Below are 20,271 nucleotides of genomic sequence, written 5' to 3' on the forward strand. Positions count from 1 at the left end.
ACAATCAGGAATACGAAAGTGAATTCGATGTACTGACAAATCTAAACGCTTTGATCAACAAATATAAATATTCAGATCAGTCGATATTTAGTGATTTTGCCTTGTTTCTTATCAAGAACAAGGAACCTATCGTTAATTCCTTTATTAAAGTAAAGGTCTATAGAAAGAGTGCAAGAAACGAGCAAGAATACTATGCACGTCTTTCCAATGGACCTATGGAGTCTTTCAACCGAAAGCCGAAAGATCTTAAGAGAGAATCGAGAGGATTCTCTGATTTTAATTATACACGCAATCGCATTCTCTGGGCTACAAGAGACAATCCAAGCGTTAGAGGTATTCCTAAACCAAAAGATGAGATCAAAAAGAATAAAGGAAAAAAACGCGGATCATATAATAAGAAAAAATAATATAAAAATATAACTACAATTTAATAATCACAGTAAGAAAAACACAACTAAAAAAAAGATGCATTTCTGCATGTACCAACATACAGATTTACATCTCTTTTGAATTTGAAATTTTAACGAATATTCACAGACCCCGAACTAGACCCCAAATGATTGCGCTAAAACCCTAAATGATTTTGGTTACCCGCCATATACATGAATTCTATTAATTGCTCTTTCCAATGATAACTGAGCTCTTTTTAGATTTGTATCTGAATCTTTTTTCTCTAAACGCTCTTTAGCACGTTCCATTGATTTTTTTGCACGCTCAAGATCGATATCTTTTTTTCCTTCGATCGCATCAGCTAGAATCATGCCTTCATTTTTGTTGAATTGTAAAAAGCCACCAGAAATCGCAAAGATTTCTTCTTCATCATTTTCGTTTTTCAAAACAAGCTTACAAGGCACCAAAGATGCAAAGATAGGCATGTGATTTGGTAAAATTGTTGTTTCTCCAACCACCGTCTTTACATGGATACTTTTAACTTCCTGCTTTAAATATTCGCCTTTTGGTGTTACTACTTTAAAAGCAATCATGACTATTCACCAGCCATTTTTTTAGCTTTTTCCTGTGCTTCTTCAATTGTTCCAACAAACATGAATGCTTGTTCTGGAAGATCATCAAATTCACCTGCTAATAAGCGTTCGAAACTGCGAATTGTATCTTCCAAAGGTACATATTTTCCAGGAATACCAGAGAATACTTCAGCAACATTAAATGGTTGCGACAAGAAGTTACGAACACGACGTGCACGGTTAACAACTTTCTTATCTTCTTCACTTAATTCATCCATACCTAAGATGGCAATGATATCCTGTAAATCTTTATATCTCTGTAGAATATTTTGTACTCCACGAGCTACTTTATAGTGCTTTTCACCAACTACAAGTGGATCCAAAATACGTGAACTTGATTCAAGTGGATCTACGGCAGGATAAATACCTAATGCCGCAATGTCACGGTCTAATACCGTTTTTGCATCCAAGTGAGAAAATGTTGTTGCTGGAGCTGGGTCCGTTAAGTCATCCGCAGGTACATAAATAGCCTGTACGGAAGTGATAGAGCCATCTTTTGTTGATGTGATTCTTTCTTGTAACTGTCCCATTTCTGTAGCTAATGTAGGCTGATACCCTACAGCACTAGGAACACGTCCTAATAAGGCACTAACTTCAGATCCTGCCTGTGTAAAACGGAAGATATTATCAATAAACAATAATACGTCCTGGTGTTCTACATCACGGAAATATTCTGCCATTGTTAGACCAGTTAATCCAACACGCATTCTGGCTCCTGGACTTTCATTCATCTGTCCATAAACCAATACTGTTTTATCTAATACACCGCTGTCTTTCATCTCGTGATACATATCATTTCCTTCACGAGTTCTTTCTCCAACGCCTACTACAACGGATTTACCACCATGTTCTTTGGCAATATTGTGGATCAACTCTTGAATCAATACGGTTTTACCTACCCCGGCACCACCGAACAATCCAATCTTACCACCCTTTGCGTAAGGACATAGTAAGTCAATAACTTTAATACCTGTTTCCAATGGTTCGCTTGTTGTACTTTGTTCATCAAATGCTGGTGCTTTTCTATGAATTGGCATAGTTTGAGCATCTACATCACCTAAACCATCAATTGGTTTACCCAAAACATTAAACATACGACCCAATACATTTTCTCCGACAGGAGCCTGAATTGGTTTTTTAGTATCAATGGCATCCATACCACGAACCAAACCATCTGTACTTCCCATCGCAATGCAACGTACTCTATCAGCACCGATATCTTGTTCGACTTCTACAATTAGATTTTCTTCATTTGGGCGTTCAATTTCAATTGCCGTTAATAAATCTGGTAAATTATTTTGTGAAAATTGAATATCCACAACCGGACCAATGATCTCAACGACTTTTCCAATATTTTGACTCATGTTTACCCTCCTTTATGAAAGTGCATTTGCACCACCGACAATTTCAGTGATTTCTTGCGTGATAGCTCCTTGACGTACACGGTTATATGCAAGTTCAAGATTATTCTGCAACTCTTCTGCATTGTCAGTTGCACTCTCCATTGCCATTCTTCGAGAAGCCTGTTCGCTTGTTTTACTCTCTAAATAACGAGAGTAAAGAATTGATTTTGTTACCATAGGAATCATGTTTTGTAGCATTGTTTCCTTATCTGGTTCAAAAATCATATCCGCATGCATGCCTGACTTCTTTTCTTCCTGAGGCTTAGAAACAGGTAAAACAGTTTCTAAAGTAGGAACAAATGTCAATGTATTTTTATAGTGCGTATATAAAATTTGAATTTTTGAAATCTCTTTCTTTTCAAACAAGTCTAATGCATCCTGCATACATTTCGATAAAGCATTATATACATCATCCTCGTCAAGATCACTTAATACAGTTTCAACATTATAGTCACGTTTTGAAATCCATGCAGAACCACGAATTCCTATCATAACTACATGATCCTTTTCAGAAAACTCATCTTGTATCATACGATACACGTTTGCGTTGTAACCACCACAAAGTCCCATATCACTTGTGATCACAAAGATAAAGCCTGGCTTTCCTTGATTCTCATTTAAATATATAGAATCATCTCCAGTACTACGAAGTACCATTGTGAATAGTTCTTGAAGACCTTGTGCATAACTACGGTTTTCTTCCATAATTTGTCTTTGTCTAGTTAATTTACTTGAAGCAATCAGCTGCATTGCTTTTGTGATTTTTTTAGTTGAACTAACGGAACTGATTCGAGCCTGAATAGCCTGTCTACTCTGTGCCATGTTGCGCACCCTTTTCTAGTGCATATTGTTTTGCGTATGCATCCAAAGCCTTCTTAATATCCGCTTCTAATTCATCGTCAATTGCCTTTTTCATTTCAATCTGATCTAAAACATAAGGATATTCACGATGTGCATACTCCAACATTCCTTGTTCAAATTCACCAACGTGATCTACTTCAACAGGTTTTAAATATCTATTTTTTGCAGCATACAAAGATAATACTTGTTCAGGCACTGTTAATGGTGAATATTGTTTTTGAATCAATAATTGAGTTAATCTTGCTCCATGATCCAATACATCTTTTGTACTCGCATCCAAATCTGAACCAAACTTCGCAAAAGATTCCATTTCACGATATTGAGCTAGTTCAAGCTTTAATGAACCAGAAACCTGCTTCATAGCTTTTGTCTGTGCAGCACTACCTACACGACTTACACTTAAACCACTATCTACACTTGGACGAACGCCTTCATTAAACATATCTGTTTTCAAGAAAATCTGTCCATCCGTAATTGAAATTACGTTTGTAGGAATATAGGCAGAAATATCTCCGGCTTGTGTTTCAATGATTGGTAAAGCAGTTAAAGATCCACCACCATAATTTTCATTTAAACGTGCTGCACGCTCTAATAAACGTGAATGTAAGTAGAAGACATCTCCAGGATACGCTTCACGTCCAGGAGGACGACGAAGAAGTAAAGACAGTGTACGGTAAGCTACGGCATGTTTTGATAAATCATCATAAACAATTAATACGTCTTCTCCGTTTTCCATCCATTCTTCACCCATTGCACAACCTGCATAAGGTGCAATATATTGTAATGGCGCTGCTTCAGATGCAGTAGCCGCTACGATCGTAGTATATTCCATAGCTCCGTGTTGTTTTAATTTTTCAACGATTTGAGCTACAGTACTTGCCTTTTGACCAATCGCCACATAAATACATTTTACATTTTGATCTTTTTGATTCAAAATCGTATCGATTGCGATTGCTGTTTTACCTGTTTGACGGTCACCAATGATCAACTCACGTTGTCCACGACCAATTGGAATCATAGAGTCAATAATTTTTAAACCCGTTTGTAATGGAACCGATACACTCTTTCTTGTCATTACACCTGGGGCCACACGTTCTACTGGACGTGTTCTATCTGTTTTGATTTCACCTAAACCATCAATCGGTTGTCCTAATGCATTGACAACACGACCCATCAAACTATCACCAACTGGAACTTCAATGATGTGACCTGTACGTTTTACAACGTCACCTTCTTTGATATCGGAATTATCACCTAGTAATACGACACCTACTTGTTCGTCTTCTAAGTTCATGACCATACCATATACATCGTGAGGGAATAACAACAATTCACTCATCATGGCATTTTTCAATCCATATACTGTTGCAATACCATCACCTACTGTTAGGATAGTACCACTTTCATTCATTTCAAGATCCTGGTCGATACTTTGAATTTGAGCTTTGATTAATTTTGAAATCTCTGCTGGATTTAAACTCATCATATCACCTGCTTATCTATTAATTGCTTCCTTCATTGCGTCAATCTTCGCAATGACCGTATTATCCATCACTAAATCATTCGCCTGTACTTTAATACCTGCAATCAAAGATGGATCCACTTGTACTTCAAGTTCAAGTGTCTTATTCATTTTTTTCTCTAACATCTCTTTCAATCTTGATAATTGATCTTCATCTAATTTTGATGCACTCGTTACTTTAACGATTTCAATTCTATGTTTCTTTCGATAACACTCTTCATACGCATCACTGATTTTATCAAGATGAGAAAGTTCATTATGCTCATTTAACACAAGCAAGAAACGAAATACAGTTGTATCTAATTCGGATTCGAAAGCTGTTTGGATGATTTCCTTTTTCTTTACTCGAGAAATACTTGGATGTGCTAGAATCTTGTTTAATTCTGGTACTGAAGTAATCACTTGCGCTACTTGCTTTAGCTCTGACATCCAAGCCATTTCTTGCTTTGAATCTTGTGCTAATTCAAATAGAGCCTGAGCATAAGGCGTGTAATCTACCATTGTTTATCGCCTGCCTGTTCAATAAAATCTTCCACAAACTGCTTCTGTGTTTCTTCATCCATTTCTTTTTTAATCAACTGACTAGCTGCGCTTAATGCGACATCGCTAATTGCTTTTTTCATTTCTTTTTGAGCGTCACGCTTCTGACGTTCGATATCTTCATTTGCGTTTTTCTTAATACGCAAAGCTTCGTCATTTGCTTCTTTTATAATCTGCTGTTTTTCTTGATCCGCATGTGCTCTAGCTGAAACAATAATGGTATGAGCTTCTTGCGATACATTACGCAATTTTTCATCATACTGTTCTTTAACATCTTCAGCCTGCTTTTTAATAGCTACTGAAGAATTGATATTTTCTTGAATTAAATCTTGTCGTTTTTGAATTAATGTTAGTAATTTTTCCCAAAAGAATTTTTTGGCAAACATTACAATCAAAAAAGTAGAAATACAAACTAAAACAACATCGGTCAATGAAATTCGCAAATAATTGTCAATATTAAAGTCAATCATTACCGATTCTCCCAATCATTAACCTTTGATGAAAATCAATAAAATCGCAATGATCAAAGCATAGATACCTGTTGTTTCGGCTAAGGCGATACCTAATACCATGATAGATTGAATTTTACTTGCTGCATCTGGATTACGACCAACGCTTTCTGCACCTTTACTAGCTGCAATACCCTGACCAATACCAGGACCTAAACCAGCAATCATCGCAATACCTGCACCTAAGCAAGCCATACCACGTACGAAAAATTCATTAAACATTTTATTTTCCTCCTATTTATTAATCTTCTTGAATCACCACTTGCTGTCCTAAGAAGAACGAGCTTAGTGTAAAGAAGATATATGTCTGAATTACACCTGAGAATATATCAAAATACATATGTAAAAATGGCGTTACTAATAATCCTAACAATCCTATTGGCATCAACATTTTAATCAATGTATACACCAACATAGAAATGATATATCCTGCCAAAATATTACCAAATAAACGCATTGTTAATGAGATAGGCAACGCCAACTCTCCTATGACATTCAATGGTGTCAACAAGAACATCGGCTCTGTCAACTCTTTCATTCGTGCTAATAATCCACCTTTTTTAATACCATTACCTTGGATCATCAACCACATTGTGACGGCCAATGTCGCATTAAAACTTACATTGCTCGTTGGATTTTGAAGCCCAATCAAACCAATCAAGTTACTTACAATCATCATCACAATCAAAGTGCCAAACATAGGAATATATTTCTTTGTAGTTTCCCTTAAGTTATCTTTAATTACGTAAAGCACTAAGTTGTAGATCTCCTCACAAATATACACAATCCCTTTACTAGCTTTTGAAGGATCTTGTTTTTCAATTTTCTTTCCTGCAAAGTAGAAGAAGAACGCAAAGAAAACACAAATTCCAAGCCATACAAGAATAGATTGTTGAATCTGTAAAGAGAACTTTCCAATGTGAATGATAATTGCACTTACATCACTCATGGAAATCCTCCTTTTCTTTTAGTGCATATAAAAGAATAGCTCCTTTATTGCACATAAGCCCAACAAGAACTGCCAAAATTGGCAACTCCATTAATTGACAAATAACTAAAACTAGACCATACATAAGATATCTTTTCATATATTCTTGTGTACCTATCTTTTTTCCAGCTATTTCATCTGTTGGAATATTTAAAGCCATTTGAACAATCTTACGATACCCCACTAAACCTGTAAGGCAACCTATCCAAACAGCTATAAATACTTGAATCATTTGAGAATGAAAAATAACTGCACAAACCAAAGAGCAAAATAAACTAAATATCAAAGTATACTTTACTATTTTTTTATTCATTTGCTGCATTGCTTTACCTCGATTTTTTTATTAATAAAATAATACTACCAATAATACTGTACATTAAACCTACAATCACAAATAAAGGCGTAGTATGTAACCAGCCATCAATATTATAACCGATAAGCCCAAATATGAGCATGCTTGTGCATAACATTCCCGAAAAAGCATAAGGTTTCATCAATTACTTCGTACCGAAAATACGATCTCCAGCATCTCCTAAACCTGGAACAATATATCCATGTTCATTTAAATGGTCATCTAGTGAAGCTAAGTAAATATCTACATCTGGATGTGCTTTTTCAACTGTTTTAACACCTTCAGGTGCACCAACCAAACAAACCAACTTCACATTTGTAGCTCCTTGCTTCTTAACCATATCGATTGCTGCTACACTTGAACCACCAGTTGCGAGCATTGGATCCACAACGATTGTGATCGCATCTTCTAAGTTCTTTGGATATTTTTCAAAATAAGTATGTGGCTCTAGCGTTTCTTCATCACGATACATACCAACATGCGCAATCTTTGCGGTTGGAATCAAATCCTGAATTCCATTTACCATACCTAGTCCAGCACGTAAAATTGGCACAATCACAACTTTTTTAGCCAATTCATAACCTGTGTACTGACAAATTGGTGTTTCGATTTCAATTGGTTTCAAAGGCAAATCACGAGTGATTTCATAAACCATTAATCCTCCAATTTCATCTAAGTTTTGACGAAAATCTTTCGTTCCCGTTTCTTTTTTTCGCATAACTGTTAATTTATGCTTAATCAACGGATGATCAATAACTTTTAACATTTAAATTACCTACCTTTATAGTCATAATTATACCATCCTTGTCCATAATAGAAAACACTGAAAGAAATGGAATCCTCCAAAACTTCCAGTGTTATAGTATATGAATATTCTGTTTTTTATCATTAAACAATTCTAATCAATTGTCAAAACTTCAAACTGCTTTGCCGCTCTTACATCAATTCCAGAAGGATGTAAGTCCTTTCGTAATAGTACATTCGAAAATGTATCCAATGCTAGATCTTGCGTATTCGCCTCTTCACTCAAATGCGCAAGAACAATATTTTTTGTCTTCGCATTGATCAAGGAAGTTAAATTTAAACTTGAATCTTCATTATTCAAATGCCCATTATCACTCAAAATACGCTGTTTTAAAAACATCGGACGCTTTGTATGCATCAAACGATCCACATCGTGATTGCTTTCAAAGATATAATGGTCTGCATTCGCAATATACGGTTTGATTTGATTGGGTACATAACCTGTATCCGTTACATACACAAGCTTTTCTTTATCCGACTCTACCACAAAACCAATTGTATGTGGCGAATCATGAGACAAACCTAGAAATTGAATGCTCAAATCTTTGATAATCAACTTTTGATTCGGTACTACATCATGTTTATCTAACACATCCTTTAAATCACAATAAGAATACACATCCAAATGCTTAAAATGCTTTAACTGCGAAACATGATCCGAATGAGCATGACTAATCAAAACACCATTTGTATCATCAACACAAGCTCCAACCTTTTTAAAGCTTTCCATCAAATACTTTTTTGTTGAACCACAATCAATCAACAATTGCGTATCTTCATGACGAATCAAACAACTGTTGCCTTTTGAGCCGCTACACAATAAATCAATGCGCATAAATATCATCTCCAGAGGCTTCTAAATTTGTAAAACGAGATATATTCTTTTCAAAAGCCAATTGAATCTTTCCAATACCGCCATTACGATGTTTTGCCAAAGATAAATCAACAACTTCTGTTTCTTCTTGTGATTCCTTATCTTTATCATAATAATTACTACGATATAGAAACATTACGATATCGGCATCCTGCTCGATTGATCCAGACTCACGTAAATCAGACAATTGCGGTTCATGATCCGTTCTTTCTTCAACCTTACGAGAAAGCTGAGAAAGTGCAATAACTGGACATTCCATTTCTTTTGCCAAAATCTTTAAATTACGCGAAATATCACTAACCTCTTGTTGACGAGAATCTGCGCGTGTTCCCGTAATCAGCTGCAAGTAGTCAATTACAACTAAAGAAATAGAGCCATTTTCACTCTTTAATTTACGACACTTCGAGAAAATCTGAGATACCTTGATACTACTTGTGTCATCAATATAAATCTTTCTTTCACTCAAATGTGAACCTGCCTCATATAAACGAGACATTTCCTCATTTGTCAATTTACCACTACGAAGCTTATCCGAATATACCTGAGATTCCGAACTCATTAAACGCTTCATCATCGAATCACTAGGCATTTCCAGTGAAAATATCGCAACAGCTCCTTCATTACGTTTCGCAACTTGAGCTGCAAAATTTAAAGCCAAGGCACTCTTTCCCATGGCAGGACGAGCTGCAAGAATAATTAAATCACCTCGCTGAAAACCATTCGTCATACGATCCAATAAGACATAACCCGTTTCAATTCCAGTTACACCTTTCATCATACGAAGCTCTTTTAATTCATTAATGACACGAGTAACGATTTCTTCACTTGATTCAAATTCGCTTCCCCTACGATGTCTAGTTACATCCATAACTAAGCGTTCCGCATCATCTAAAACTGTATCAATATCTTCGCCAGATGAATAGCCTTCTTCACTAATTTTATCCGCAACATAAATCAACCTTCTTAGCTGCGCCTTATTTTTGATCGTTTCAATATAAGATCTTGATGTTGCACTCGAAATAGCTGAGTCTGCCAAACGAATAATATAATCTGCTCCTTGACTAGACTCTAACTGATCTGTTTCCTGTAAACGATTGACCACCGTATTCATGTCAATAGGTTGGCCATTTTCATGAATTGTACAGATAGCCTGATAAATCTGCTGATGAGAAGGCAAATAAAATTCTTCTACATGTAGATCGAGTTCCTGACAATCTTGAATGACTTTAGGATATACCATCAAAGAGCCAAGCACTGATTGTTCTAAGGAAACTGCGTTAGGCATTTCACGCGACATATTATGCCTTTTCACTTACATGAACAACAATTTCACCAATCACTTGTCCACGATATAAATCCACAGGAACACGAGTCACCCCTAAAGATGCGATAGATTGTTCCAATTGAAGTTTTCTTTTATCAACACGAATCCCTTTTTTAGATAAAGCTTCCACAATTTGTTTACTAGAAACAGAACCAAAAGTAGCTCCATTTTTACCTGTACTCAAAGTAAACTCTAAAGTAATACCCTTTAAAGTTTCACTCAAAGCTTCAGCTTCTTTTTTTAACTCAGCCTCGTGTTCAGCTCTTTCTTCCATTTGTTTATCTAAAACTTTGGCAGAACCCTTTGTATACGCAATCGCCGATTTATTCTTAAATAAGAAATTTCTTGCGTAGCCATCACTTACCTCAACTACATCATCTTTCTTTCCTAATTTACGAATATCTTTAAGCAATATTACCTTCATTTTTAAGTTCCTCCTCTATACAATTTAAGATCATATCCTTCATCTGTTGCACGGATACACCTTCTCTTTCGACAGCAGCCGCACTAAAGTGGCCGCCACCATTTAATTTTTCCATAATTTTTTGAACATTATAAGACCCATCACTACGAGCACTTATCGCAACGGCATTCGGATTTGTCTTTACCTTTGCGATGGTAAAACTAGCAACACAGCCTTTAATCAATAATAAAGCTTGTGAAACCTGAGCCATCATCGTCTTATCTAATGTTTCATCATCAATCGCTGCAATCATAAAATGATTGTAATAAGGCTTTGCCTGCTGAATCAATGCATTCTTCATAGAGAAATACAAATAGTCTTCACACAAAGCTTTTTCAGCACGACTTGTATTAGCTCCCCAATTTTGTAAGGCAGCTGCTGCTTCAAACGTACGGGCATCCGTATGCATTTTAAAACGATTTGTATCCACTAAAATACCCAAATACATAATCGTCGCTTCCATTTCATAAATAGGAATATGATTTGGAATATTTTGAAGCAATTCAACAATTAATTCACACGCTGAACTTGCACTGCTTTCAACATATGTCAACAAAGTATTCTTAACAAACGCATCACTACGTCTATGATGATCAATCACAAGAATACGATTGCATCGATCCACAAATTCTTTGACACTTGATATTGCAGGAATACCATGATCAGCCATAATCAATAAATCTTTATTATAATCTATAGAATCCATCGCCTCATCTGGAGTAATCAAAGTATGTCTTTCTTGAATGACAGTAACAAATGAATTCATCATTTCTTGAAGCTGCTCATCTCTAGGAACATCCTTTAAAACAATAAATACTTCCTTGCCTAACGCATGTACCCAGCTAGATAAAGCTAGACATGCTCCCATACAGTCAAAATCACTCATAACATGTCCTGCAATATAGACACGTTTCGATTCCATAATAGCTTCTTGAATAGATTGTGCCATAATGCGTACACGAACTTTAGAACGTGTTGAACTTGTTTCGGAGTTTCCACCCACAAATTGAACCGTTCCTCCACTTGAACGAATAGCCGCCTGATCTCCACCACGACTTTGTGCAAGTTCAATCAATTCATTGACCATATCATCTAGTACCGTAAAATCATTTGATCCATACGCAAAAGCCATACTTAACGTAATTGAAACATCTAATTTATTTGCCTCATCCTTAATAAGTTGTAAAATAGTAAAATTCTGTTTCCGCACTTCCGTTAAGATTTCTTTATTCAAAATCACCAAAAAACGATCTGAACGTAAACGTCTAACAAACATCTTATTATCTTTAGCCCACGTTACTAAAGCAGCTCTTAAATGTGTATTGATTTGGGCCATGATTTCTTCATTTTCATAAGACTGATATTCCATATAGTTATCTAACTGCAATAACCCAATCACTATTTCATTGTCTAAATACTGCTGACGCATATTATAGTAATCTGTAATATCCTTCACATATAAAATTTGAGCATCTCTTTTTCTCGTGATTTCGTAAATTCGACCTTCCGATTTACCAATAACCATATCCACATCGTCATCAAACAAAGTACGAATATTACTGATCCAGCTAGTTAATTTACTATTAGTCAACGTAATACCCTTCTCTTTAAAGAAAGGCGAAGCCCAAGTTACAATGTATTCTTCGTTATAAGTTAAGATACCCACATTTCCAAAATTCAAAGCATCTTTGGCATCTTTACCTAAAACTCTTGAAATATCTACTTCCGTCTTCATTCCATGTTCTTTTAAAGATTTCCAAAAGCCAAAGAAAGCACAGATAAAAACAATCCATACAATCAAAGCAGCAATCATATATATATATTCTTTCTTTAAAAACAACAGGATTGATAGTATAAGGCCCAAAGCTAGACCTGTAACGCATAGACTACGCCATTTTTCAAACTGTTTCATATAGAAAACCTCTATTCTTTTCGTAACTGTAAAAGACAGTCCAACTCTCCCATAAACATCCACAATAAATTAAGTCCAGGCACAAACGCACCAAAAATAGAAAGAAATGACCATTTCTTCTTTTGGTATTTGACACATAAACTCATAAAATAAACAACTCCAAAATATAATAACAAGGTACAATCCAAAAAGAAAATAACTTGTGCTAAATCAACGATCCCCGTTGGACATTCTATCACATTTTGAACAAAAAAGAACGCAATCCACACCACAACAGAACCTATCCCTATCCATCTTGGGCTTTGTACCTTAGATAATGGTTGTGGAGGAATAATGTCCATATGCATACGTAAGCACACCATTAATGCTACTAAATGAATACATAACGCCTGTAATAGACCTAGTAATCCTATCATCAAGTATGTAAATACTTTTAAGCTTATACCAGGAATATATTGTGAAATCAAGCGGAAATCTTCATAAAAATCAATACCAAACAAAGTACTCCACAATAGAATGATGCATAAATTAGCTATAATAGAAAGAATAAAACAAATAATAAAATTAGTCATATTCTTAGCATGCTTAAACACGCCCGCCCCATATATAAATCCAATTAATAATGAGGTCCAACTATAAAACCAGGTTGTAAAGCCACCAAAAAACATCGTCATCAAACCCATGCATATGGTAACCAATGCACCCATTTTAACACCACTCATGACTGTATAAATAAGTACAGGAAATGCAAAAATCCAAGAAGCACTGGATTCAATCATCAATGCACTCTGTTGATTTAAAAATAATAAAGCTCCATAAATAGCGCAAACCATCGCACCTGTAGTAATTTGTTTCGTTTTTATCATACGACTATTATATAAAATAAAAAAAAAGACTTCAATATATGAAGTCTAATTAGTCAACCACGTAAGGTAACAAAGCCATTTGACGAGCACGTTTAATAGCTGTTGCTAACATTCTTTGGTATTTTGCACGAGTTCCAGTCACACGTCTAGGAATGATTTTCCCGTTAGCGTTGATGAAACGTTTTAATAATTCTACGTCTTTGTAGTCGATTTCCTTAATTTTGTTCTTAGTGAAGTAACAAACTTTTTTACGACCCATACGTTGTTTTTTAAATGCCATAAGTAAGTCCTTCCTTTCTAAAATGGTAGATCATCACTAGCAATATCTAGTGAATCATCTGCATTGAATGTTGATTCAAATGCGTTATTTGTATTCTGCACAGGATTTGAATATGGATTTTGATTATATCCATTCTGTACAGGAGCAGCATATGTATTTTGAGCAAAACCTTGATTCATTCCATAATCCTGGCTTGGAGCTGAATAACCTGATTGTGCATTTTTAGGTTCTAAGAATTGAACACTTTCTGCGACGACCTCTGTAACATATACCCTTTGTCCTTGTTGATTGTCATAAGAACGAGTTTGAATACGTCCTTCTAAACCAATCAATGAACCTTTGTGTAAATACTGTGTCATTAAATCAGCTGTTTTATTCCAAGCAACACAGTTAATAAAATCTGCATCTGGCTGTCCTTGTGTTGAAACACGACGACCAACTGCCATTGTGAATGAGCAAACACTTGTTCCACTTTGCGTTTTACGTAATTCAGGATCACGCGTCAAACGCCCAACTAATACTACTCGATTAATCATATTTATTTAACCTCGATTATTTTTCGCCTTCAGTTTTAACAACCATAACACGAATTACATTGTTGCTGATACGAGACAAACGTTGGAATTCGAAAACTCCTGCATTGTTTGCAGTTACATTGATAACTACATAGTGTCCCTTTTTCATGTGATCGATTTCATAAGCGAATTCTTTCACACCCCAGTCATCTACTTTGTCAATTGAACCACCGTTATCAGTGATTGTTGCATGTAAACGATCTGAAACTGTTTTGAACGCTGCATCATCTAAAGATGCATTCACAATGTACATAATTTCATATTTTTTCATGTGTACACCTCCCTTTGGTCTTTTTGGCTTCTTACGAAGCAGAGAACAGGCATAAACCTGCCTATTTATTATAACAAAAAAAGACTTTGCTTGTAAACCACAAAGTCTAATATTTTTTTAATTGATATTGAGCATTATAGTAAAGCTCATTATATTTTGTTCCTTCAAACACTTCTAGAACATCATTTAAACCTGAAATCAACTTATAATCATGAATATTTGACAGTGGAATCCACTTTGATTCTTCATTTTCGATTCCATTAAACACATTTGTTTTATATAAGAAAACAATATGTCTGCAATTATCACTCGAGATAAATTGTTTTGTTCCACACAAACATAACTGTTCAACATTTAAACCAGTTTTTTCTTTCACATCACGCATTGCTGATTGTACAAACGATTCACCAAGTTCAATATGACCGGTTGGTAATGTATATCCATTTGGATTTTTGCTATTTTGTACTAACACATTACCTTTTTCATCCTGAATCATAACCATATTTGTTAATTCGCAATATTCAGCTTGCTTATTCGCATTTAATCGTCTTCTTTCAAGTGCTAATTTACCATCCGCTACAATATTACGAATTTCTGTAGAAATATGACGTTCTGGGAAAGCCTTTGAAATATGTTTTTTTGCTTCTAAAGAAAAGTTTTCCAAACTGCTTTGGAATTCTTCTATACGTTCGGATAAATCAGGACGAGATAACATCCATTCTTGGAAAGCTTCTTGCGCCTCTTGAACACGCAATTGACTTTCTGCTTCGAAATCCTTTTTGAAAGCTTCCATTTGAACTTGCACTTTCTGGAATACTTGTTTGCGACGAAGTAAGGCAAGTACAGTAAATACACAGTCGATACCAAATCCAATTGTAAAAGCCGATAAAAAACTCATCAATGCCGTAAAAGGAATATCCATTACGATATCTTGAATTATAGGATGAATGATATAAATCACCACAATAGACATAATGCCAAATAAAGTGGAATTCAACAAACATACGCGCCCATTAATATTCATAAATCTTTCCGAATAATCCCACCATCTTGTTTTAAATAAAATTTCCATTACCCAACTTGTAATATATTCCAATGCACTCGTAATAATGACGCCTAAAACAAACACAAGTATAGGATAATCTTTCACAAACAATAAAGGATATAAAACCAGTAAAGCACCTACTCCATAGATTGGGCAATACGGGCCATAAAAGAAGCCTCGGTTAATAAATTTCTTTGTGGGAATTCCACAATATAAATCTTCACAAACCCAACCTAAAAAGGCATACAAAATAAAGTAGGCATAGGCATATACAAATTCCATCATATACTTGCCTTCATTTCTTCACTTAACTTGGCATTTGCCAACATCAATCGAATACGATTTTCCTGATTTACCTTTGATGCACTTGGATCATAATCAATCGCAACAATATTCGCTTTCGGATATTCATCCTTAATCTTACGAACCATACCTTTGGCAACAATATGATTTGGCAGACAACCGAATGGCTGTGCACTAATCACATTGGTAACGCCAGATTTAATAAGTGAAACAACTTCACCTGTTAAAAGCCAACCTTCACCCATTTTTACACCTGGATCAATAAATGCTTTTCCGTTATCAATGACTTCACTAAAATCGTCTGGTGCAATAAAAGTTCCATCTTTTTTAACTATATCTCTAAATGTTTTTTGCATACGCATAATCACATCTTTTACTATATTGTATATATAGTGATTTTTTTCGTGCATATGATAATACTCATAATCAATAATTGAATTTTCTACACAATACAGTGCAAAATCCATAACACCAGAAAGCACTGGTTCAAAGCCTTCTTCAATTAAATAATCTTCTAAGTGTTGATTTCCTAATGGAGAATATTTCATATAGATTTCTCCAACAATTCCAATACGAATCTTTATCTGACTACGATCTTGTGGAATTGTCTTAAATATTTCCAACATCTTTTTATAAATACGCTTTGATTGTTTATAAGCACCATGTTCAAACATTGGAATCAATTCATCAATAAACTGATTTACCGCCTTATCTGTGGCTCCTTTTTCAAGTTCATAAGGCTTCACCTGATTGCTTAACCACATTAAAGCATCACCATATAAAGCTCCATAAAGAATGCGAAGAATCAAAGGCATTGTAAATTCAACGCTACTGCCTTTTTCTAGACCATTCGCATTGGCAGATAAACAAGGAATGCGTTGCCATCCTTCCATAGCCAAAGCTTTTCTCAATAAAGAAAGATAATTACTTGCACGACAACCTCCTGCCGTTTGTGTAATAGCACAGGCTACATGATCTATATCATATTTTCCGCTTTTTAACGCATCAATCATCTGTCCAATAACCAACAACGCTGGATAACAAGTATCATTATGCACATGTGCTAAACCTTCTTCACGTACTTGCTCCCCTTCATTTGTCAAAACTTCTAATTTATATCCGCTTTTCGCAAAGACAGGTGTTAATAAGCGAAAGTGGATAGGAAGCATAGACGGAACTAAAATTGTATAATCCTTCTTCATATCTGAATTAAATAATGTATATTCTAAACTCAATTTTATGCTCCTTTCTGTTGGCCAATCGCCTCTTTCAACGAACGCAAACGAATTTTTGCTGCACCTAAATTATCAATTTCATCAATTTTGATTTGAGTATAAAATTTATTTCCATCCTTTAATATATCTCGAACCTCATCACTTGTAATGGCATCAATACCGCAGCCAAAGCTAACAAGTTGAATTAAATTCATATCTTTATTCTCAACTACATAATGTGCTGCTTGATAAAGTCTTGCATGATACGTCCATTGATTTAAAACATTCACTTTATGATTCTTTTGACGAGGGACACTTTCCTCACTAACAACCACAAAGCCAAGTTGTGTCAACAACTGATTCATTTGATGATTAATCAGTGGATCTAAATGATATGGGCGTCCACAAAGCACAATAATTGGATGATTGTTTTCGCGTGCATACGCTACAGCTTTTCGATGTTCCTTTACTAATTGTTCATGGAATACTTCATACTCATTTGTAGCTGCATTTTTCGCAATAATAATATCTTTTTCACTAAAATGAATACCCACCTTTTCAAAATGCATACGAATGGCCTTCGCAAAAGTCGCATCATGATCAAAATTAATAAATGGATATACAATTTTTGCCTTATCAAAATCCATATTGGCCGCAATCACTTCTGGATAGTAGGCAACCAATGGACAATTATAATGGTTATCCGATTGATGTTCATCTACATTATAGGTCATACATGGATAGAAAATTACATCCACACCTTTATCAATCAATTGTTGAATATGTCCGTGCACAACTTTAGCAGGAAAACATGCCGTATCACTAGGAATGCTTTGTTGTCCTGAATGATACATTTCTTTAGTACTAGGTGTTGACCACACAATTTCGTAGCCTAAACTATCAAAGAAACGCGTCCAGAAAGGCAATAAGTCATAGTTATTTAAAACTAAAGGCATACCAATTTTTTTATCATGTTTAATTTTTTTCTTTTGTGCATTCAACATGTCCGTTTTGATTTTGTATAAGTCTGGTAACTCTTCCTTTTTTATATCTAAATTATGAACCATCTTTTCACATTTGTTTCCCGCAACTAAGCGCGTTCCATCATTGAATGTATTAATTGTCAATGAACAATGGTTGTTGCAGCCTTGGCAAGCAACAGATTGTGATTTATGCGTAAATTTAACAAGTTGTTCATAATTCAAAATATTGCTTCTTGTTCGATGTAATTTTTTCGCATATAAAGCTGCTCCATAAGCACCCATTAAAGGTGCAATGCTTGGTCGAATGACTTCAAGTCCAAGTTCTTGTTCAAAACAACGAAGTACAGAATCATTTTGGAAAGTTCCACCTTGCACAACGATATGCTTTCCAATATCGTTCTTATTTTTTGCACGAATAACTTTATATAACGCATTCTTTACAACAGATTTACAAAGTCCAGCCGAAATATCTTCAATACTTGCCCCATTCTTTTGGGCTTGTTTAACCCCTGAATTCATAAACACTGTACAACGAGTTCCTAAATCAACAGGGTGTTTCGATTTTAATCCAAGTGTCGCAAATTCTTTCGCATCATACCCCAATGATTTTGCGAACGTTTCAATAAATGAACCACATCCACTTGAACAAGCTTCATTCAATACAATATCATCAATGTGTCCATCACGAATTTTAAAACACTTAATATCCTGCCCACCAATATCTAGAATGTAGTCTACTTCCGGATTGAAAGATCGAGCAGCTGTATAGTGTGCCATTGTTTCAACGATTCCACCATCCAAATGGAAAGCATGACGCATTAATTCTTCACCATAACCTGTCGCATAGGATCCATAGATTTTAATATTTGGATTTGTTTCATAAATTTTCTTTAAATCTTCTAACACAACATCCAATGGATTTCCCTTATTTGATGTATAAGAATCATATAGAATCGCATCGTTTTCATCGAGTAAAACGAGTTTTGTGGTTGTTGAACCCGAATCAATTCCTAAATAAGCTTTACCTGCATAATTTTTTAAATCTGTGAACTTCGCATCATGTGATTTATGACGTTCAATAAATTTTTGATAGTCTTCGTCACTTTCAAACAAAGGTTTTGATTCAGTTAATTTAGCCGGTGCATGCACCAAATCTTCTAAAGCCTTATACAATTCATCATATGTATATTCTTGATCTGCACAAATGGCAGTTCCTAAAGCTACAAAGTTAATGGCTGTGTCAGGACAATTCACTTGTACATCACTTAATTTTAAAGTTTCAACAAATCGATTTCTTAATCCACTCATAAAGTAAAGTGGTCCGCCTAAAAACAGAATGTTTCCTTCAATTTTTCTTCCCTGTGCTAGTGAAGTAATGGTTTGATCCACTACCGCCTGGAAAATACTGGCACATAAATCACATTTATCCACACCTTGATTGATCAATGGCTGAATATCTGTTTTCGCAAACACACCACAGCGAGATGCGATGGGATATAAACGATGATAGTTTAAACTAGCTTCATTCATTTCTTCCAAAGACATATTTAATAAGGTAGCCATTTGATCAATAAAAGCTCCTGTTCCCCCAGCACAAGTTGAATTCATTCTTTGTTCTACACTTCCTTGAAAGAAAAGAATTTTCGCATCTTCTCCACCAAGTTCAATAGCACAATCTGTTTCCGGGTATAATTTACTAACTCCAGTCGCACTCGCAAATACTTCTTGAACAAAAGGTAATTCTCCTTGTTCGCTTAATCCTAAAGCCCCTGATCCGCTGATTGCGAATTTAAATGGTTCTTTTGTATATTTCTTTAATTCTACTAATTTATCTAAAGCTTTTTGACGCACTTGCGCCTTGTGCCTTTCATAACTTTTATAACAGATTTGGTTATTTTCATCTAAAACAACCGCTTTGATTGTTGTACTTCCAATGTCGAATCCTATACGATAACCCATAATCTCCTCCATTTTCTTTTATTATCAGTATTATTATACTCATTTTTCATTAATTTTCATGTATTCAAATGAAAATAACAACAACTTACAAAATATGTTCAGTTTGTTGTAGATTATTCGAGACAAAACATATATCATTGAATTAACGAATAGTTAACATGTTCAATACATGGGATTGTTATAATTATTTTTGGAAAGTTG

23 protein-coding genes are annotated in these 20,271 nt (G+C 35.1%); 1 reads left to right on the forward strand and 22 read right to left on the reverse strand.

The features are described 5' to 3' along the window. Positions 1 to 407: transposase (locus LJE08_RS04025; RefSeq protein WP_227402479.1), on the forward strand; the 407-nt coding region annotated here is incomplete at its 5' end. Between the two features lie 180 nt (positions 408 to 587). Here the strand turns inward: LJE08_RS04025 and atpC are convergent. The 22 genes from atpC to LJE08_RS04130 all read right to left on the reverse strand — a co-directional run bounded on the left by atpC (position 588) and on the right by LJE08_RS04130 (position 20,070). Next, positions 588 to 983, reverse strand: coding sequence for an ATP synthase F1 subunit epsilon (atpC, locus tag LJE08_RS04030; protein ID WP_227402480.1), 396 nt, complete (start codon positions 981 to 983; stop codon positions 588 to 590). A gap of 2 nt (positions 984 to 985) precedes the next feature. Further along, positions 986 to 2,386 (reverse strand): F0F1 ATP synthase subunit beta, encoded by a 1,401-nt coding sequence (atpD, locus tag LJE08_RS04035; RefSeq protein ID WP_117926255.1) that lies wholly within the window; start codon positions 2,384 to 2,386, stop codon positions 986 to 988. Between the two features lie 12 nt (positions 2,387 to 2,398). Further along, positions 2,399 to 3,247 (reverse strand): ATP synthase F1 subunit gamma, encoded by an 849-nt coding sequence (gene atpG, locus LJE08_RS04040; protein WP_117926257.1) that lies wholly within the window; start codon positions 3,245 to 3,247, stop codon positions 2,399 to 2,401. Beyond that, the gene (gene atpA / locus LJE08_RS04045) at positions 3,234 to 4,769 is read right to left on the reverse strand and encodes a F0F1 ATP synthase subunit alpha (RefSeq protein ID WP_117926259.1); all 1,536 of its coding nucleotides are present in this window, start codon (positions 4,767 to 4,769) and stop codon (positions 3,234 to 3,236) included. The genes atpG and atpA overlap by 14 nt, the downstream gene beginning before the upstream one ends. 12 nt (positions 4,770 to 4,781) lie before the next feature. Then, positions 4,782 to 5,309 (reverse strand): ATP synthase F1 subunit delta, encoded by a 528-nt coding sequence (gene atpH / locus LJE08_RS04050; protein ID WP_117926261.1) that lies wholly within the window; start codon positions 5,307 to 5,309, stop codon positions 4,782 to 4,784. Continuing rightward, positions 5,303 to 5,818, reverse strand: a complete 516-nt coding sequence (atpF, locus tag LJE08_RS04055; RefSeq protein ID WP_117926263.1) for a F0F1 ATP synthase subunit B — start codon at positions 5,816 to 5,818, stop codon at positions 5,303 to 5,305. Before atpF ends, atpH begins: the two co-directional genes overlap by 7 nt. 18 nt (positions 5,819 to 5,836) lie before the next feature. Beyond that, the gene (gene atpE, locus LJE08_RS04060; RefSeq protein ID WP_003864774.1) at positions 5,837 to 6,079 is read right to left on the reverse strand and encodes an ATP synthase F0 subunit C; all 243 of its coding nucleotides are present in this window, start codon (positions 6,077 to 6,079) and stop codon (positions 5,837 to 5,839) included. 19 nt (positions 6,080 to 6,098) lie between these two features. Then, the gene (gene atpB / locus LJE08_RS04065; protein ID WP_117926265.1) at positions 6,099 to 6,806 is read right to left on the reverse strand and encodes a F0F1 ATP synthase subunit A; all 708 of its coding nucleotides are present in this window, start codon (positions 6,804 to 6,806) and stop codon (positions 6,099 to 6,101) included. Further along, on the reverse strand, positions 6,799 to 7,167 hold the full coding sequence (locus tag LJE08_RS04070; protein WP_117926267.1) for a hypothetical protein: 369 nt from the start codon (positions 7,165 to 7,167) through the stop codon (positions 6,799 to 6,801). Before LJE08_RS04070 ends, atpB begins: the two co-directional genes overlap by 8 nt. Before the next feature lie 4 nt (positions 7,168 to 7,171). Continuing rightward, complete coding sequence (locus LJE08_RS04075) at positions 7,172 to 7,339, reverse strand: AtpZ/AtpI family protein (RefSeq protein WP_117572072.1); 168 nt, start codon at positions 7,337 to 7,339, stop codon at positions 7,172 to 7,174. Positions 7,340 to 7,342: 3 nt separating this feature from the next. Next, positions 7,343 to 7,963: a uracil phosphoribosyltransferase gene (gene upp / locus LJE08_RS04080; RefSeq protein ID WP_117926269.1), complete on the reverse strand. Its 621-nt coding sequence runs from the start codon at positions 7,961 to 7,963 to the stop codon at positions 7,343 to 7,345. A gap of 132 nt (positions 7,964 to 8,095) precedes the next feature. After that, positions 8,096 to 8,836, reverse strand: a complete 741-nt coding sequence (locus LJE08_RS04085; protein ID WP_227402481.1) for an MBL fold metallo-hydrolase — start codon at positions 8,834 to 8,836, stop codon at positions 8,096 to 8,098. After that, positions 8,826 to 10,172 (reverse strand): replicative DNA helicase, encoded by a 1,347-nt coding sequence (dnaB, locus tag LJE08_RS04090; RefSeq protein ID WP_117926273.1) that lies wholly within the window; start codon positions 10,170 to 10,172, stop codon positions 8,826 to 8,828. The genes LJE08_RS04085 and dnaB overlap by 11 nt, the downstream gene beginning before the upstream one ends. Before the next feature lies 1 nt (position 10,173). Next, positions 10,174 to 10,623, reverse strand: a complete 450-nt coding sequence (rplI, locus tag LJE08_RS04095; RefSeq protein WP_117572076.1) for a 50S ribosomal protein L9 — start codon at positions 10,621 to 10,623, stop codon at positions 10,174 to 10,176. Continuing rightward, positions 10,604 to 12,574 (reverse strand): DHH family phosphoesterase, encoded by a 1,971-nt coding sequence (locus LJE08_RS04100; protein ID WP_227402482.1) that lies wholly within the window; start codon positions 12,572 to 12,574, stop codon positions 10,604 to 10,606. Before LJE08_RS04100 ends, rplI begins: the two co-directional genes overlap by 20 nt. An 11-nt stretch (positions 12,575 to 12,585) precedes the next feature. Next, a complete protein-coding gene (locus LJE08_RS04105; protein ID WP_117926278.1) occupies positions 12,586 to 13,440 on the reverse strand; it encodes a DUF2232 domain-containing protein in 855 nt (284 codons plus the stop codon). A gap of 49 nt (positions 13,441 to 13,489) precedes the next feature. After that, a complete protein-coding gene (gene rpsR / locus LJE08_RS04110) occupies positions 13,490 to 13,720 on the reverse strand; it encodes a 30S ribosomal protein S18 (protein WP_003864783.1) in 231 nt (76 codons plus the stop codon). A gap of 17 nt (positions 13,721 to 13,737) precedes the next feature. Continuing rightward, entirely contained in the window at positions 13,738 to 14,256 is a 519-nt protein-coding gene (gene ssb, locus LJE08_RS04115) for a single-stranded DNA-binding protein (RefSeq protein ID WP_117926705.1), read from the reverse strand. A 16-nt stretch (positions 14,257 to 14,272) separates the two neighbouring features. Next, positions 14,273 to 14,566, reverse strand: coding sequence for a 30S ribosomal protein S6 (rpsF, locus tag LJE08_RS04120; RefSeq protein ID WP_117926704.1), 294 nt, complete (start codon positions 14,564 to 14,566; stop codon positions 14,273 to 14,275). Positions 14,567 to 14,672: 106 nt separating this feature from the next. Continuing rightward, positions 14,673 to 15,896 carry an NUDIX domain-containing protein gene (locus LJE08_RS04125; RefSeq protein WP_117926703.1) on the reverse strand — a complete coding sequence of 408 codons (1,224 nt, stop codon included), beginning with the start codon at positions 15,894 to 15,896 and terminating at the stop codon, positions 14,673 to 14,675. Beyond that, positions 15,893 to 17,149, reverse strand: coding sequence for a 2-hydroxyacyl-CoA dehydratase (locus LJE08_RS15000; RefSeq protein ID WP_255650302.1), 1,257 nt, complete (start codon positions 17,147 to 17,149; stop codon positions 15,893 to 15,895). The genes LJE08_RS04125 and LJE08_RS15000 overlap by 4 nt, the downstream gene beginning before the upstream one ends. Positions 17,150 to 17,151: 2 nt before the next feature. Beyond that, positions 17,152 to 20,070: an acyl-CoA dehydratase activase gene (locus LJE08_RS04130; RefSeq protein WP_255650303.1), complete on the reverse strand. Its 2,919-nt coding sequence runs from the start codon at positions 20,068 to 20,070 to the stop codon at positions 17,152 to 17,154. Positions 20,071 to 20,271 lie beyond the last annotated feature (201 nt).

Source organism: Holdemanella sp. DFI.5.55, assembly GCF_020593575.1.
GTDB lineage: Bacteria > Bacillota_I > Bacilli_A > Erysipelotrichales > Erysipelotrichaceae > Holdemanella > Holdemanella hominis.